We start from the raw sequence: 13,997 nt of genomic DNA on the forward strand, positions 1-13,997 counted from the left end.
GCCCTCAAAGCTCAATCACCATTCCATCGGCCGCGCAATCGTAATCAACATCGGCAACGCGGGCGAGCATATCCTTGCTCATGTGCGTCAGGACCACGCGCTTCGCATTGATGCGCGGCAAATGCTGGCGAAGGACCATATGCGACAAGTGCGCTTTGGTGGTTCTCTCGAACGTATAGCATTCGCAGATGAAGAGATCAGCGTCACGGGCGGCATCGACCAAGGTCTCGGTCCATTCGGTATCACCTGAGAAGCAGAGCGTCTGGCCGTCGGCCTCGATCCGATAGGCGAGGCAGGGGCCGGCGCGTTCGTCGTGGACGACAGGGAAGGCGGTCACGGTCATGCCAAGGAAGGGTGTTGGCTTGCCGATTTCGATTTCATGGACCAGCAACACGAAGGGCAGGGTACGTTCTCCGGGAAAAGCCAGCGCGACAGCACGATCAAGCCAGGATTGCAATCCCGGCGGTCCGACCAGCAGCAACGGTCGCTCCCGTTTCGCGTTGAATTGCGCGTCCAGCAGGAAAAACGGAATACCGCCGAAATGATCGGCATGGAAATGCGTGAAAAAGATCGCATCGATGGCGTTGTTGTCGATGCCCAGACGCTTCATTCCGACAACGGACGTCGCGCCGCAATCGAGCAGGAACGATCGATCGCCAGCCGTGACATGGATGCAGGTGTTGAACCGGCCGCCCGATCCGAATGCATCGCCGCAGCCTATGAATTGCACCTTCATGTTGTTGCTGTCGCATGGCGCCGCGCCCAGCCAGCGGCGAGTGTCAGCAGCCCAAATCCTGCAACGCTCCAGCAGACGACCGGCGCCCATTTGAGGACGGCTGCAAACTCCTCGTGGTGATGCCAGCCTGCCCAGATCACTCCCATGCGTAAGAAGGTCGCAAATGCCAGAGCGGAGAAAAGCAGGCCTACCATCCTGCCTTCGTTCCCATTGTGGCCGGTGGCAAATGCAGCGGTAAATGCGCTCATCAGGATGCAGCCCCATGCGGCACCGGCGGCGAATTGCGCAATCACGAGCAAGTTCAGTGCCGTTGCGAACTCCGCCGCCGAAATGGCGAAAGCGCCGATTACCCCAAACACCCCCATGACGCCAAATGCGCCCCAGCGCTTGACCAGCAGAGTGGCTGGGAACATCGCTATGTTGAAGCCGATCCAGAAAATCGGCATCAGCCAGTCCAGCTCACTGGTGAATTTGCGAAACAGCGGTGCCGTGTTGACGGTGAAGTGCATCTGATAACCCACCGCAAGAATCAGCATTGTGACGGCAAAGACGATGCGCGCAGTTGTCGGGCGTGCCGTCACGGACGCGGCGGTCACATTGGGCCGCTGACCCGCCATGATCCGTTCGACATGGGCAAGGCCGAAGGTTGCCAGCACCAGCGCGACGCTCGACAGCGCGAAGGGAATGCGCGGATCGAGCCCGCGCAGGGTGATGGCAAGATACGGGGCGAGGGCGCCAGCGACGCCATAACCCAGCATGACAATGGCAGAGAGAAGCGGCATCGCCGGCTTCGCGGCATATTTTCCGAGCAGCATGACCGGCGGTGCGCGCAACGCCGACGACGTCGCGGTCCACACGATGGTGGCGGCGAAGAATATCCACTGGCCAGCGGTCCCGGCGTCAGCGATGAAGGGCAACGCGAGGAAGGCGGCGCAGGATATCACAGTCACGATGGCCACCCAGCGCCCGATCTGTCCGACGATGCGCGACATCCGGTCAGCGGCAATGCCGGTTGCGACGTCGAAGATCGTGAAGATCGCCTGATCCATCATCAGGATCAGGATGACTGTGCCGGCGGCAATGCCGACGCCGGCGGCGAGCGTCGGCAGATAGATCGCGTAAACGGTCCAGCACAGTGTGAACAGTAACTGCAGAAGAGCAATATAGAGCGCGATTATGTTTGAGACCTTAGGCCCTGCTTTAACCGCTTCGCTCATGATCTTTCCCGCCGCGCAAGATCGGCGCTGACATCGGCAATATACAGGTCTTTGCGGCAGGCAACACGCATCTCGATGCTGAAGAAGGCGCGCATAGTCAGCAACGCAATGAAGATGCCGAGGATCAGCGCGGCATAAGCCGGCAGAGCATGTGGCGACAGGCTCGGAATTCCGTACAGTACCAGGGCATCATTGCCGCCGGGCAACAAGGCCGTTCCAAGTCCCATCAGCGTGCCGCCGATGATGTTGCGCAACCATGACCAGCGTGGCCGCCAATCCATACGGAAACTTCCGCGTTGCCAGGTTGAAACCAGCATTCCAAACAGCACCGCGCCCATGACGACCCAGCGTCCGTAAAGCGGTGGCGGGCGCGTGCCGAAATAGCCTTCGATTACCTGCTGCAAGGTCGTGGTGTATCCAGGCGATCCGAACAGCAGGAAGATCGTGCCGCTCGCGAGCCCGATCAGCAGGGCCGCGGTCGACAGGCGATATTGCGGCGCGAGCACCAGACTGCGCAGCGTTGCCCCGTCGGGGCGTGAGCGCCACAGGCGGATCAATTCGTATGCGACCCAGATGAACAATACCGCGCCGATATAAGGCGCATAGACAAGCATATCCGGCACCTTTCCGGGGACTGCGACCGGTCGTGCCACCACATTTATCCCGACCAGGCCGACAAAGATCAGCACGCCGAGCGCGAAACCGACGACGGTGATGATCATTCCTACTTCGCCGTCCACCATGCGCGCCATCGTTGCGTAAGCACAAGCGCCGTTGATTCCCGAACCGATACCAAAAAGAAGGCCGCCAAACACGGCGGTGAATGTCAGTTGCCAGCCGCCGATGCCCGTTGCTGTTTGCGGAACCAGAAGGAAAACCGGAATCGTGATTGCGAAAACCCACACCGCCGATTTCACGATGCTTGCAAGCATGTAGCCGGTTTTTGAGTGCGTCAGTTCGGCAACCGCGCGCACAGTGCAGACGCTTGCACGATGAGCTGCAAAGCCAAGAATGCCGGCCAAAAAGCAGGAGACAATAAGCGCAAACATTGATCTTGAAATTCCAGCGCCAACGGTCGGAACTTAACGGCGAAGCATTGCACAGGCAAAGCGGGGAAAGCCGCATCATCGCAGTGATTTGAGCGGAGTTTTTCCAAGATTCCGTGATTTTAGCGGAGAATTCGCCACCGTGTCGTGGCTCGTCCGCGATGAACCTGCAGGCGTTGAGGGCAGGTTTGAGGGCGCCTCATTTCACGCCACGGTTCCAATCGGGGTGGACGCTAACTATATGATTAGAAGGGTAAAATAGCGTCCTTTGGGGTGCTGAATTTTCCCCATTAAACGGAAGATGGTGATATAATGGCCAGTGAGAATGAAAATTCAGGGCCAGAAAGTCGGCATTGGCCTTGGCGCAGGTAGGGGCGAACCTGTCGCGCAGGATGGAGTGGAGCGTGTTGAAATCTCACAAATATACCGTGGGGCAGACGGTCCGTTACATGGCGGGGCCGCTCAACCGAGCGACCGCAGATGGAAGCTACAAGATCATCAAGTTGCTTCCGCCCGATGGTGACGAGCATCAATACCGGATCAGAAATACCGAAGAGGCGTTCGAGCGTGTGGCCAAGGAAAGCCAGCTCGATCGTCATCGCTGATTGTCGCTGTCCAGCTAGGCGCGGTTGATCCGCGCACGCAGATCGGCCCAGCCTTCCTGGACGCGAACTTTCAAGCTGTTCCAGTTGGTTTCGACGACGTCCCAATTGACCATGGGGCGGTTTTCCGCTGCGCCCGGACCCGTGGCGACAGTCGATGTCGTCATGCTGTCATGGTAATATGTGCCGGCAGCCAGAAGAATTGCGCCGAGAAGCATTCCGATGATCAATCGCATAGGCCCTCTCCTGTGCGGAGTCGCCGGATCGAACGCGCGGCGCCAAAATTTGTTCCGGCAGAGGATGGGCAGTTTTGGAGGCTGACATGCCAATATTCATCACTCAGGGCCGGTTTACCCGTGAGGCTATCAAAGGCATGGTGGTGAGCCCTGAGGACCGCGCCGATGCTGTTGGACGGCTGTTGTCGAAGGCCGGTGGCCGGTTGATCGGGTATTACGTGACCTTTGGCGAGTACGATTTTCTTGTTATCGCGGAAGCTCCCGGCGAAACGCAGATGGCGGCCGTCTTGCTTGCGGCTGCAAGCGGTGGTGGCGTTACCGATCTCAAGACAACGCTGGCAATGACCTCGATCGAAGCTAAAGGTGCGTTTGCCGCTGCGGGCGATCTGACACCCGGGTTCCGTTCGGCTGGCGGCGTTTAGCGTCTTGCTAAGTTTGCCTGAAAGGGTCTTGCTTTGGCCTGTTTTCAGAGCTCCAATTTGGGGCTTCGGCAGATGGGGCGGAGATGCCGGGTATACAGAGCATGGCTGATATGATTGCGCTTCCAGTTTGGGCGATAGGTGCTGCTTTACTTGCGGTCGTTGCGCTGGCCGCGGTGGCGATCGCGCGGGTCGGGTCGCAGCAGACCTTCGGCTTTTTTGCCCAGGTCGCGGCATCCCTGCTGCTTGTCGGCGTTGCGTGGCTTTATCTGGAGCGGCTGGACTATCAGGACCATGCCGAGCAGCGCCGCAATGTCGAAGCGCGTTTGTCGTCTTTGACGGTGCAGGCTTTGTCGCCCAATTCGAGCCTCGCCTGTTTGGACAGCGAGGCCGGGGAGGCCGTCACCGAGTCCTGCGAAAAGGCGGTGTATGCCAGTCCCGAACAGGTCGCCGCCGCGCTGGCCTATGTGGGTCTTCGTCTCGATATTCTCCGGGACATCGCGGCGATTTCCGATCCCAGGGACGAACGCTTTGCCCAGCTCCGCGCTCCGCTTGCCCGTAGCATCGAGGCCGATCGTTACGGCCTTGTCGCGCAGGTATTGCAAGGCCGCGATAGCTGCACACCCCAATCCTGCTATGCCTTTGCACTGGTGCAGCGCCGCGACCAGCTTGTCGCGAACATGACCGAGCGCGCCTATGATGCCAAGGTCGTGCGCTATGCTTCCGGCTGGGGCGAGAGGCAGCCATCTGGCCCCGCACTTGCGTCGCAATCTCCGCAGCCGACCGGCAAGCCGGTCGACATGAATTTCCCGACCGCGGCATCCATTCCACCGGTCAGCATCATGTCGAACGAGCCAGGCATGCCTGGCCAGAACGGCATGGATTCGACGACTGTCAAACCTGAATCGAAAGCGGCTGAAGCCAAGGCCGAATCACGCGAGCGGGCACCGGCCGCCCAACCGCAGCAAAAGCGCACTTCAGCGCAAAAGGCCGCTCCAAAGCAGCAACAGCCCGCGCCACAAGCGGCTGGGTCCGCGGCGGATCCATTCCCGCAGCCGATCTCGTCGGCCCAGACGACGGGTGGTTCGCCAACGCCAATCTCCCCGCAATAGAGTACGCTCTTTTATTGCCGTCCATGCGCAGGCATTCTGCGCGTCCACGCGGGGTCGGTGATTCATGTTGAACTCAGTTTTGATTGCCAATCGCGGCGAGATCGCCTGCCGGATCGCACGCACGGCAAAGCGCCTCGGGATGCGGACGGTTGCCGTTTATTCGGAAGCCGACGCTGCGGCGCTGCATGTTCGTTTATGCGATGAAGCCTACCTCATCGGTCCGGCACCTGCGCGTGAGAGCTATCTGTCGATCGGCAAGCTGCTGAAGGTCGCGCAGGAGAGCCGCGCAGCCTGTATTCACCCGGGTTACGGCTTTCTCTCCGAGAACCCTGACTTTGCCGAAGCTTGCGCCGAGGCGGGCATCGTCTTTGTCGGACCGCCGCCAGCAGCGATCCGTGCGATGGGGCTGAAGGATCGTGCCAAGGCGCTGATGCAGCAGGCCGGCGTGCCGGTAGTGCCCGGCTATCATGGAGATCAGCAGGACGCGAATTTCCTCAAACGCAAAGCGTATGAGCTTGGCTATCCCATACTGATCAAGGCGATCGCCGGCGGTGGCGGCAAGGGCATGCGCCTTGTCGAGCGCCATGCAGATTTCGAAACGGCGATAGAAGCTGCGAAACGCGAAGCGGCATCTGCGTTCGGCGACGATCGCGTGTTGATTGAGAAGTATATTTCGGCGCCGCGCCATATCGAGATCCAGATATTCGCCGACAAGCACGGTAGCGCCATTCATCTCAACGAACGTGACTGCTCGCTGCAGCGGCGTCATCAAAAGGTGATCGAGGAAGCGCCGGCGCCCGGAATGACGCCGCAACTGCGTGCGCGCATGGGAGAAGCCGCCGTCGCCGCCGCCAAGGCTGTCGGCTATGCTGGTGCCGGCACCGTCGAGTTCATTGCCGATGGCTCCAATGGTCTGAAAGCCGATGGCTTCTGGTTCATGGAAATGAACACCCGTTTGCAGGTCGAGCATCCGGTGACGGAAGCCGTCACCGGCTTCGATCTGGTCGAATGGCAATTCCGTGTGGCCGATGGCAAGCGATTGCCGATCGTGCAGGCCGACGTACCGTTGCAGGGGCATGCGATCGAAGCGCGGCTTTACGCCGAAGATCCCGAACGCGGCTTTCTGCCGTCGACCGGCAAGCTCGTCGCTCTGTCGTTTCCGCAAGGTGATGGCATTCGTATCGATAGCGGCGTTGAGCAGGGCGGCGAGATTACCCCTTACTATGATCCAATGATCGCGAAGGTCATCGCCCATGCCGACACGCGAACCGAAGCGCTTAACAATCTCGCACGCGCGCTCGGCGAAACGATAGTCGCCGGTCCGCGCACCAATCTCGCATTCCTCGGCGCCTTGTGTCGATCGGCCGATTTCCGCGATGGCAAATTCGATACCGGCTATATTGCGCAGCATCACGACGAACTCGGTCTCGATGTTCACGGTATCGATGCTGGCGCGGCTGCGCGTGGGGCTTTGCATTTGCTGTCGCGTACGGATCGCAAAAGCCAGGACGAAACCGAGGTTGCGCCATCACCGTGGGATATCGCCGACGGTTTCCAACTCTCGGGTCCGCGCAAGACAATCTTGCCGATCCTCATCAACGGCGAGCCGGATGTTGCCGTCCTGGATTATGGTGGAAGGCAGAGCGTCTTCGTGCATGGTGCAGAACCCGATATGGCGGTGCAATTGGTCGAGACACCGGGCGCTGTCTACGTGCTGCGCGCGGGACGACAGACACTCGTTGCGCTGAGAGACTTCGAGGCAGCGGAGGCCGACCATGCCGACAGCGACGGGGTCATCCGCGCTCCGATGCATGGTAAATTGCTGGCTGTCCTCGTCACGCCGGGTGAGGCGGTGACCAAGGGCCATCGGCTGGCCGTGATCGAAGCCATGAAGATGGAACATGCCTTGGTTGCACCGCGCGACGGCGTGATCGGCGATGTCGCGGCGGAAATCGGTGCTCAATTGGCAGAGGGCGCCCGCATCCTGTCGATTGAACCTGCGGGAACCGGTGCGGCCTGACCTGTGGATCGGCTGCCGGCGCCCTTTACCCGGACGGTCAGCGCTTTATTGAAGAGGCGGGGGGCGTGGAGTGAAATACAAGAGAGATGATGCCACTTCATCTGATCAAGCTTGCCGTGGGTTGCGACTCCATCGATGACCTGAAGGAGTGGGTTTCTGCCCGCCTCAAGGAAAAGAAGAAGCGTGGGCAGAAGCCCGAGCATATCCACACCACCCGCATGGTGCCCAAGCGCGCGGACGAGTTGACCGACCGCGGCTCGCTTTATTGGGTGATCAAGGGGCAAGTGATGTGCCGCGAGCGCATCCTTGCCATTCGTCCATTCGTGGACAAGGAGGGTATTGGGCGCTGTCACATCGTGCTCGACGGCAAGATCAAGCCGGTGATGCCGCGGCCCTACCGGGCCTTCCAGGGCTGGCGTTATCTCGCCGACAAAGACGTGCCAGAAGACATCAGCAAGGCCGCCCCTGGCGTGGCCATCATGCCAGAGCATCTGCGCCGCGAACTGCGTGAACTCGGATTGCTTTGAGCTTTTCCAGAAAGAGGGTGCTATAAACCCCGGCAGGAAACGTCCGCAAGAAAAGCCAAGCGAGAACTGCCATGATCATTTCCGACCAGAACGAAGTTACCGTCGCCGTCCTTGAGGCGATGGAGAAAACGCCGGACCCGCGTCTGCGAGAGATCGTGACGCTGATGATCAAGCACCTGCACGGGTTCATCCGCGAAGCGCGGCTGAGCGAGGAGGAGTTCCAGCAGGCTTGCAACTTCATCGTCCGGATTGGCCAGAAGTCCAACGCGTCGCACAACGAAGCGGTGCTGATGGCCGGTTCGCTCGGCGTGTCGTCGCTGGTCTGTCTGCTCAACAACGGCAATAAGGGCCAGACCGAAACCTCAGCCTCGATGCTTGGACCATTCTGGCGGCTGGAATCGCCGCATACCGAAAACGGTGGTTCGATCGTCCGTTCGGCGACTCCCGGACCTGTGCTCTTCGTCAACGGCTCTATTGTTGACAGCAAAGGTGCGCCGATCGCCGATGCGATCATCGATGTGTGGCAGTCATCGCCGGAAGGGCTTTACGAAAATCAGGATCCCAGCCAGGCCGATATGAATCTGCGTGGTCAGTTCCGCAGCGATGCCAATGGCAAGTTCCGGTTTCGCAGTGTGATGCCCGCTGGCTATCCCATTCCGGTCGATGGTCCGGTGGGTGATTTCATCCGCGCGGTGAAGCGGCCGCACAATTACCGGCCGGCGCATGTGCACTTCCTGATTTACAAGCCGGGCTTCAAGACGCTGATTTCGCAGATCTACGTGAATGATGATCCGCTGCTTGAGACCGACGTGCAGTTCGGCGTCACCAAGGCGCTGATCGGCAATTACGTGCGGCATGAGAACGAGCCCGCGCCGGAAGCCGATGTGAAGGGCCCGTGGTATTCGCTCGACTACACCTTCGCCATGGAGAATGGCGAGGCAAAGCTTCCGCGTGCGCCGATCACCGGCAAGCAGGTCGCGGATGTGCCGTCGCCGGCGATGGCGAAGTAAGCGGTCCGTCAAGCGGAACCGCCGCTACAATTCAGGTCGATCTTGCAGGTCTTGCTTCATCTGCCGGTATCTCACCCGGGATGTAGTTCGGCAGCCGTCCGGCAGGGATGATCGAGAGTAATGCCAGGCCAGCCATGATCAGCAGGCCAATCTTCAGGGCCCGCAGGCGCGCTTCCGTATTGATACGGACCGCCTCCGCGACCTGAGCATGATTGGCCGTCGTTCCGGAAAGAATGGTTTCCAGCCGATCGTTACTGATGAAATTAATATTGTCGAGATCGACTTGCGCCTGAAGCTCGGGCGTTAATTTTGGTGTGGCGGCAACGCTGCCGAGAACGAGCCCGCTCAGCAATCCGACAAGGAGCGCCCCGGCGACCGCGGTTCCAACCGCGGCGGCAAGGTTTTGCGTTGTCCCGCGCAGCGAGCCGACATCGCCGGCGAGATCCTTCGGCGATGCCGTAACCAGAACATTGAACAGCAGCGTCACCAGCGAGCCTTGTCCGATGCCGAACAGCACGAGGCCGACCAGCACGGGCACGGCGCTCCAATCGTTGCGCACGACATAAGCAAGCCATACAAGCGCGATCGTGCACAGCACGAAGCCATAGCGGCCGATTTGCCGTGGTGTCAGCCGGTCATAGAATCTGACGATCAGCATGGCGGTGAAAAACACCGTGAGATTGAAGGGCATCATGGCAACGGCAGTCGCCAGAGGCGAGCGGCCTTGCACGATCTGGATATAGAGCGGAACCGTGAAGTTCAGCGCTGCTTCCAGTGCGACGACAGCAAACAACGCATAAACTGCGGCGCGCTCCTCCGGTGAATCGATCACTGCGAGTGCCAGAAGCGGTGTTTTGCCGGCCGCCTGGCGGCGATGGGTCCACATCAGGAAGGCTTGGCCGAGCACGATGCCAAGCACGATAAAAATGGGGGCGGGGGATAGCCCGAACAGGCTCATCGGCGCGTTCTGGGTCGCCAGCATCACGCCCCAGTTATTCAGATTGTTGAAGCCGAAGCTGATCAGGATGATGGCCGCAGCCGCTAATACGACCCCCACCATGTCGATCTGCACATCCGCCCGGCCGGTATCCGGCTTAAGCCGGAAGCTCAGGACAAACACGAGAGCCGAAACGGCGATCAGAATTCCAAATGCCGGACGCCACCCGATATAGGTGCCGAGAATACCACCGATTACGAAAGCCAGGACGCCTGCGCCAGCACGCGCGGAGCCTAGTGCGCCGACTGCGGTCGCTTGTTGCCGCCCTTTGTAATTCTCTGCGATGAGAGCGACAAGCGATGGCACGATGACGGCAGCCGCCGCACCGCACAGCGCCTGCGCCGTGATCATTAGCGTTGCGTTCGGGCTGAACGTCATCAGGAGTTGTGCCAAGCCGAACACGACCACGGCTGCACGAAAAACCTGTAACGCCCCGTAACGCTGCGCCAGCTTGGCACCGAGCATCACAAATCCAGCCACCAGCATGGAATAGGCGACAATGCCGGTTGCGATCGTGGTTGGCGGAACACCGAAGCTTTTGACCATGCCCCCAAGCGCGACGGGCAAAGAGGCGACGTTGAAGGACATGATCATCTGGCCGAGCGCGATGGCGATCATCGGCACCCATGAATCACGCGCTTCGGTATGGGCGTGGTCGATATAAGCGGTATCTGTGCTCATGACCTTCTCCAGCGCTGCTATCTTGTGGATGTCGATGCCCTATTGTGTTCAGACTTCCGGTTGCGATACGAACAAATCCATTCCCAGCCGTTGCGAAAGAAATTTCGCGGCAAGTTGTCCCTTGATGCTGTTTCCGGCCGCATCGAGCGGCGGCGCAAATGTGCCTAATCCGCCTTTGCCGGGGGACACCGTGACAATTCCGCCTCCGATGCCGCTCTTTCCTGGTAGACCGATTTCGTAGAGCCAATCGCCAGACGTTTCGTAAAGGCCTGCCGTGGCCATCACTGCGAGGGTGTGGTGGCAAACGGAAGCGCTGACCACGCGGTCCTTTGTGATGGGATTGACGCCGCCATCGGCAAGGGTCGCGCCCATTACTGCAAGGTCTTTGGCGCTGACATTCAGCGAACATTGCCGCGTATACAAGTCTGTCGCTTCCGCCGGATCAGAGTAGATTCGATCGAGGCTCTGGAGCAGACGCGCGATCGAACGGTTCCGGAAATTTGTATCGGATGCTGATGTGTAGACTTCCTCATTCAACGGCAAAGTTCGACCTGCAAATCGCGAAAGGCCATCGTGGATGAAGATCCATTTGTCTGCCTTGGTCTTGCCCGGCACAAGGCTCGTTGTTGCGATCGCGCCGGCATTCACCATCGGATTTGTGAGGCCGTCGGGACTGCGTTCGATGGCCGTAAGCGAATTGAAGGGCAGGCCGGTGCTATTTGCGCCAAGTTTTTCTCGTGCTGCCTCGGGGCCGATCAGTTCGCAGATCAATGCGAACAGGAATGGTTTCGACACACTCATGATCGAGAAGTCGTAGTCCGTATCTCCGACAGCGTAGAGACTACCATTCGTTCCCGCGACGCAGATGCCAAACAGGTCGTCCGGGACCCGCGCGAGTGCCGGGTAAATTTGTGAATTCTCACCGTCCAGATTGGACTGAAAGCGGACATACGCTTCGTCCACCAGCCTTTTGACTTCGTCTGGTGTAGGCAGGTGACCTGTCGATATGTAAGACAATTCACTCGAGTGACCGCCCGGGGGCTTCGCTTCCATGCCAAAAACGCTCCCATGCCAGCTTCGATTTTGGTTATGACACGGCTTACCTTCCTAAGATTCAGCCTTGCTGGAGCGTAAAGTTTTCGGCGAATAAGATCGCGGCGTATGCAACGGCAAACGATGATCCCTTAGTTTACCGCTAATCACGCGCGAGTGACATCCCCGTGAGATCGTCGAATCCGGCTTGCGGCAAATTTTCCTGTCCGTTAGTCAGCAGCGCCCTCCTTAAGCGACTCTCTCTTGACAATCAGGACTGACATGGCCGGGTTTCGACGTCTTGCGACGCTTGCGTTGTGCGCTGGTCTCGCATTTGCACCGTTGAATGCGGTCGCACAGGACATGCGATTCGTGCAGGACGCGCAAATTACAGGGGACATTCAGGCGGAGCAGAAGATGCAAATCGCGCAGGCCAACCCGTTTCCGCAGCCGGTCGGCAAGCCGCCGGCGGGGCCGAAGAGCACCCAGCAACAGGCAAGCGGCAGCAATCCCGGTGCGGCGACCGCCTCAAGCGCTGTCGGCAATGTCGCAAGCGTCACGCAGCCCGCCAGTGTGGCCCGTGGTGGCGCCGGCTCTGCGGCGCTGAAGAAGGGTGACGAGATCAGGAAAGGAGACCGGCTGCAGACAGGTGCGGGCGGAACACTCGGCGTGACTTTTGACGACGAAACATCGTTCAGTCTCAGCTCGAACGCGGCCATTACGGTCGACGATTATCTCTATAAGAAAGGTTCGAAAAGCCGGGCGCTTGTCAGCGTCACGCGCGGGACCGTGGGTTTTGTTGCGGCGCAGGTGGCCAAGACTGGTGACATGAAGATCAATACGCCGACAGCGGTGCTTGGCATTCGCGGCACTACCGGCGTTATCGATGTGCCGGCCGGTCAGCCGACCAATGTCAAGCTTTATCCCGACGCCAATGGCACGGTTGGACGTATCGAGGTGTTTGGCCGTGACGGACGATTGCTCGGCCAACTGACACAGGCGGCCACTGGTCTTGCGCTGCAGTTCGTCGCGCAGCAACTGAATGCTGTGCCTCTGACGATTTCACCGGAGCAATTGCTGCGCGACCGCAATCTCGTGCAGAACCTGTTCAACCTGCAGAATATCGGCCGTCAGTTGATCAACCGGCGCCTCAACCTGCGCAATATAGACCCGCGCAACATCCCGGGTGCGCCGCAAATCCCGTCAATTCCGGGCCTGCCGTCGATCCCAGGGCTGCCGAGGCTGCCGTAACGGTCTCTGTAAAAGCCAATGGCGGGCTTGAGAGCCCGCCATTGGTATCGGTGTTGCAATGCGTTTAAACACCCAGATTGTCGATCAGCCGCGTCTTGCCAAGTTTCGCTGCGACCAGCAGACGGATCGGTCCGTCTGCGGCCGGGGCAATTGGCGCCAATGAATCCGCGTGTCGCGCTTCCAGATAGTCGACCTTAAAGCCGGCGCGCTCGATCGTTGTCCGGCCTGTCGCCATGACATCGGCAATCGGCTTGCCGGCTCTGATTTTGGCGGCGCTGTCCTTCAGCACACGATGCAAGGTCGGCGCGACCGTGCGCTCTTCTACCGACAGGTAGACGTTGCGGGACGACATCGCCAGTCCGTCCTTGTCCCGCATCGTCGGAACGCCGACGATGGTCACGGGGATGTCGAGGTCTTTCGCCATCCGCGTGACGACCTTCAATTGCTGATAGTCCTTCTGGCCGAACAGCGCGATGTTCGGAGCCACCTGGAGGAACAGCTTCGAGACCACGGTCGTCACGCCGCCGAAGAAATGCGGCCGGAAGGTATCTTCAAGTCCCGCCTTGGCCGGACCGCCTGGCGTCACCGCTGTGGAAAACCCGTCCGGATACATGACCTTTTCGGTCGGCGCCCAGACGAGGTCGACACCAAGATCGGTCAAGGCAGCGAGGTCGCGCTGGATGTCGCGCGGATAGGACGCGAGGTCTTCGGTCGGCGCGAATTGGGCGGGATTGACGAAGATCGAAACCACCACGACGTCCGCGCGGCGGCGCGCCTGTTTGATCAGTGCAAAGTGGCCGTCATGGAGGGCGCCCATCGTAGGAACCAGTGCAACTTTCCGGTGCTTTCCGCGCAGCCCGGCGACCGCCTTCCGCAATGGCGCGATCGACCTGACGACGATTGGTTTCTTGATGGCCATGAAAACTCCGTGGATGGCGGGCCGATAGATCGCATCGATCCAAGTCGTAAACGTGATCGATTCTAATACGTTAGAGCATGATGTCGTCCAAAAAACGCTTCGCCCTTCTCGGCATCATGCTCTAGGAGTCCGTGACATTAGCAAAGCGCAAGTAAAAGCATCTGACGGTGGCGTAGTGCCAACACCTGGCCT

14 protein-coding genes are annotated in these 13,997 nt (G+C 59.6%); 7 read left to right on the forward strand and 7 right to left on the reverse strand.

Annotation, left to right across the window (positions count from 1 at the left end; all coding sequences use genetic code 11):
• Nucleotides 1-4 precede the first annotated feature (4 nt).
• Genes CAK95_RS21850 through CAK95_RS21860 form a run of 3 tightly spaced genes read right to left on the reverse strand, consistent with a single transcriptional unit; the run spans nt 5 to nt 3,002 of the window.
• On the reverse strand, nt 5-736 hold the full coding sequence (locus CAK95_RS21850; protein WP_086089839.1) for an MBL fold metallo-hydrolase: 732 nt from the start codon (nt 734-736) through the stop codon (nt 5-7).
• A complete protein-coding gene (locus CAK95_RS21855) occupies nt 733-1,953 on the reverse strand; it encodes an MFS transporter (protein ID WP_086089840.1) in 1,221 nt (406 codons plus the stop codon). Before CAK95_RS21855 ends, CAK95_RS21850 begins: the two co-directional genes overlap by 4 nt.
• Complete coding sequence (locus tag CAK95_RS21860; RefSeq protein WP_086089841.1) at nt 1,950-3,002, reverse strand: YeeE/YedE thiosulfate transporter family protein; 1,053 nt, start codon at nt 3,000-3,002, stop codon at nt 1,950-1,952. The genes CAK95_RS21855 and CAK95_RS21860 overlap by 4 nt, the downstream gene beginning before the upstream one ends.
• A gap of 389 nt (nt 3,003-3,391) precedes the next feature.
• Between CAK95_RS21860 and CAK95_RS21865 the strand changes: the two genes are divergently transcribed.
• Nucleotides 3,392-3,604 carry a hypothetical protein gene (locus CAK95_RS21865; RefSeq protein ID WP_086089842.1) on the forward strand — a complete coding sequence of 71 codons (213 nt, stop codon included), beginning with the start codon at nt 3,392-3,394 and terminating at the stop codon, nt 3,602-3,604.
• 14 nt (nt 3,605-3,618) lie between these two features.
• Here the strand turns inward: CAK95_RS21865 and CAK95_RS21870 are convergent, their stop codons facing one another.
• Complete coding sequence (locus tag CAK95_RS21870) at nt 3,619-3,837, reverse strand: CsbD family protein (protein WP_086089843.1); 219 nt, start codon at nt 3,835-3,837, stop codon at nt 3,619-3,621.
• 86 nt (nt 3,838-3,923) lie between these two features.
• Here CAK95_RS21870 and CAK95_RS21875 point away from each other — a divergent pair, with 86 nt between their 5' ends.
• The 5 genes from CAK95_RS21875 to CAK95_RS21895 all read left to right on the forward strand — a co-directional run bounded on the left by CAK95_RS21875 (nt 3,924) and on the right by CAK95_RS21895 (nt 8,925).
• Nucleotides 3,924-4,259, forward strand: a complete 336-nt coding sequence (locus CAK95_RS21875; RefSeq protein WP_086089844.1) for a GYD domain-containing protein — start codon at nt 3,924-3,926, stop codon at nt 4,257-4,259.
• Nucleotides 4,260-4,360: 101 nt separating this feature from the next.
• Nucleotides 4,361-5,368: a hypothetical protein gene (locus CAK95_RS21880; RefSeq protein WP_086089845.1), complete on the forward strand. Its 1,008-nt coding sequence runs from the start codon at nt 4,361-4,363 to the stop codon at nt 5,366-5,368.
• Nucleotides 5,369-5,432: 64 nt separating this feature from the next.
• The gene (locus CAK95_RS21885; RefSeq protein ID WP_086089846.1) at nt 5,433-7,388 is read left to right on the forward strand and encodes an acetyl-CoA carboxylase biotin carboxylase subunit; all 1,956 of its coding nucleotides are present in this window, start codon (nt 5,433-5,435) and stop codon (nt 7,386-7,388) included.
• A gap of 89 nt (nt 7,389-7,477) precedes the next feature.
• Nucleotides 7,478-7,915 carry a DUF1489 family protein gene (locus tag CAK95_RS21890; protein WP_086091573.1) on the forward strand — a complete coding sequence of 146 codons (438 nt, stop codon included), beginning with the start codon at nt 7,478-7,480 and terminating at the stop codon, nt 7,913-7,915.
• A gap of 71 nt (nt 7,916-7,986) precedes the next feature.
• Nucleotides 7,987-8,925: a dioxygenase family protein gene (locus CAK95_RS21895; RefSeq protein ID WP_086089847.1), complete on the forward strand. Its 939-nt coding sequence runs from the start codon at nt 7,987-7,989 to the stop codon at nt 8,923-8,925.
• A gap of 31 nt (nt 8,926-8,956) precedes the next feature.
• Here the strand turns inward: CAK95_RS21895 and CAK95_RS21900 are convergent, their stop codons facing one another.
• Nucleotides 8,957-10,603, reverse strand: coding sequence for an MFS transporter (locus CAK95_RS21900; RefSeq protein ID WP_245303489.1), 1,647 nt, complete (start codon nt 10,601-10,603; stop codon nt 8,957-8,959).
• 48 nt (nt 10,604-10,651) lie between these two features.
• Nucleotides 10,652-11,656, reverse strand: coding sequence for a glutaminase A (gene glsA, locus CAK95_RS21905; protein ID WP_086089848.1), 1,005 nt, complete (start codon nt 11,654-11,656; stop codon nt 10,652-10,654).
• A gap of 261 nt (nt 11,657-11,917) precedes the next feature.
• On the opposite strand from glsA, the gene CAK95_RS21910 reads away from it, so the two are divergent.
• Complete coding sequence (locus CAK95_RS21910) at nt 11,918-12,886, forward strand: FecR family protein (RefSeq protein WP_086089849.1); 969 nt, start codon at nt 11,918-11,920, stop codon at nt 12,884-12,886.
• 64 nt (nt 12,887-12,950) lie between these two features.
• On the opposite strand, the gene panC is transcribed toward CAK95_RS21910, so the two are convergent.
• Nucleotides 12,951-13,805, reverse strand: coding sequence for a pantoate--beta-alanine ligase (gene panC, locus CAK95_RS21915; RefSeq protein WP_086089850.1), 855 nt, complete (start codon nt 13,803-13,805; stop codon nt 12,951-12,953).
• Between the last annotated feature and the right edge of the window lie 192 nt (nt 13,806-13,997).

The organism is Pseudorhodoplanes sinuspersici, from assembly GCF_002119765.1.
Taxonomy (GTDB): Bacteria; Pseudomonadota; Alphaproteobacteria; order Rhizobiales; family Xanthobacteraceae; genus Pseudorhodoplanes; species Pseudorhodoplanes sinuspersici.

Excerpts from the sequence above, each read along its gene's own strand:
- CAK95_RS21850 (WP_086089839.1), bottom strand. The coding sequence starts at position 736 with ATGAAGGTGCAATTCATAGGCTGCGGCGATGCATTCGGATCGGGCGGC.
- CAK95_RS21855 (WP_086089840.1), bottom strand. The coding sequence starts at position 1,953 with ATGAGCGAAGCGGTTAAAGCAGGGCCTAAGGTCTCAAACATAATCGCG.
- CAK95_RS21860 (WP_086089841.1), bottom strand. The coding sequence starts at position 3,002 with ATGTTTGCGCTTATTGTCTCCTGCTTTTTGGCCGGCATTCTTGGCTTT.
- CAK95_RS21865 (WP_086089842.1), top strand. The coding sequence starts at position 3,392 with ATGGAGTGGAGCGTGTTGAAATCTCACAAATATACCGTGGGGCAGACG.
- CAK95_RS21870 (WP_086089843.1), bottom strand. The coding sequence starts at position 3,837 with ATGCGATTGATCATCGGAATGCTTCTCGGCGCAATTCTTCTGGCTGCC.
- CAK95_RS21875 (WP_086089844.1), top strand. The coding sequence starts at position 3,924 with ATGCCAATATTCATCACTCAGGGCCGGTTTACCCGTGAGGCTATCAAA.
- CAK95_RS21880 (WP_086089845.1), top strand. The coding sequence starts at position 4,361 with ATGGCTGATATGATTGCGCTTCCAGTTTGGGCGATAGGTGCTGCTTTA.
- CAK95_RS21885 (WP_086089846.1), top strand. The coding sequence starts at position 5,433 with ATGTTGAACTCAGTTTTGATTGCCAATCGCGGCGAGATCGCCTGCCGG.
- CAK95_RS21890 (WP_086091573.1), top strand. The coding sequence starts at position 7,478 with ATGCCACTTCATCTGATCAAGCTTGCCGTGGGTTGCGACTCCATCGAT.
- CAK95_RS21895 (WP_086089847.1), top strand. The coding sequence starts at position 7,987 with ATGATCATTTCCGACCAGAACGAAGTTACCGTCGCCGTCCTTGAGGCG.
- CAK95_RS21900 (WP_245303489.1), bottom strand. The coding sequence starts at position 10,603 with ATGAGCACAGATACCGCTTATATCGACCACGCCCATACCGAAGCGCGT.
- glsA (WP_086089848.1), bottom strand. The coding sequence starts at position 11,656 with ATGGAAGCGAAGCCCCCGGGCGGTCACTCGAGTGAATTGTCTTACATA.
- CAK95_RS21910 (WP_086089849.1), top strand. The coding sequence starts at position 11,918 with ATGGCCGGGTTTCGACGTCTTGCGACGCTTGCGTTGTGCGCTGGTCTC.
- panC (WP_086089850.1), bottom strand. The coding sequence starts at position 13,805 with ATGGCCATCAAGAAACCAATCGTCGTCAGGTCGATCGCGCCATTGCGG.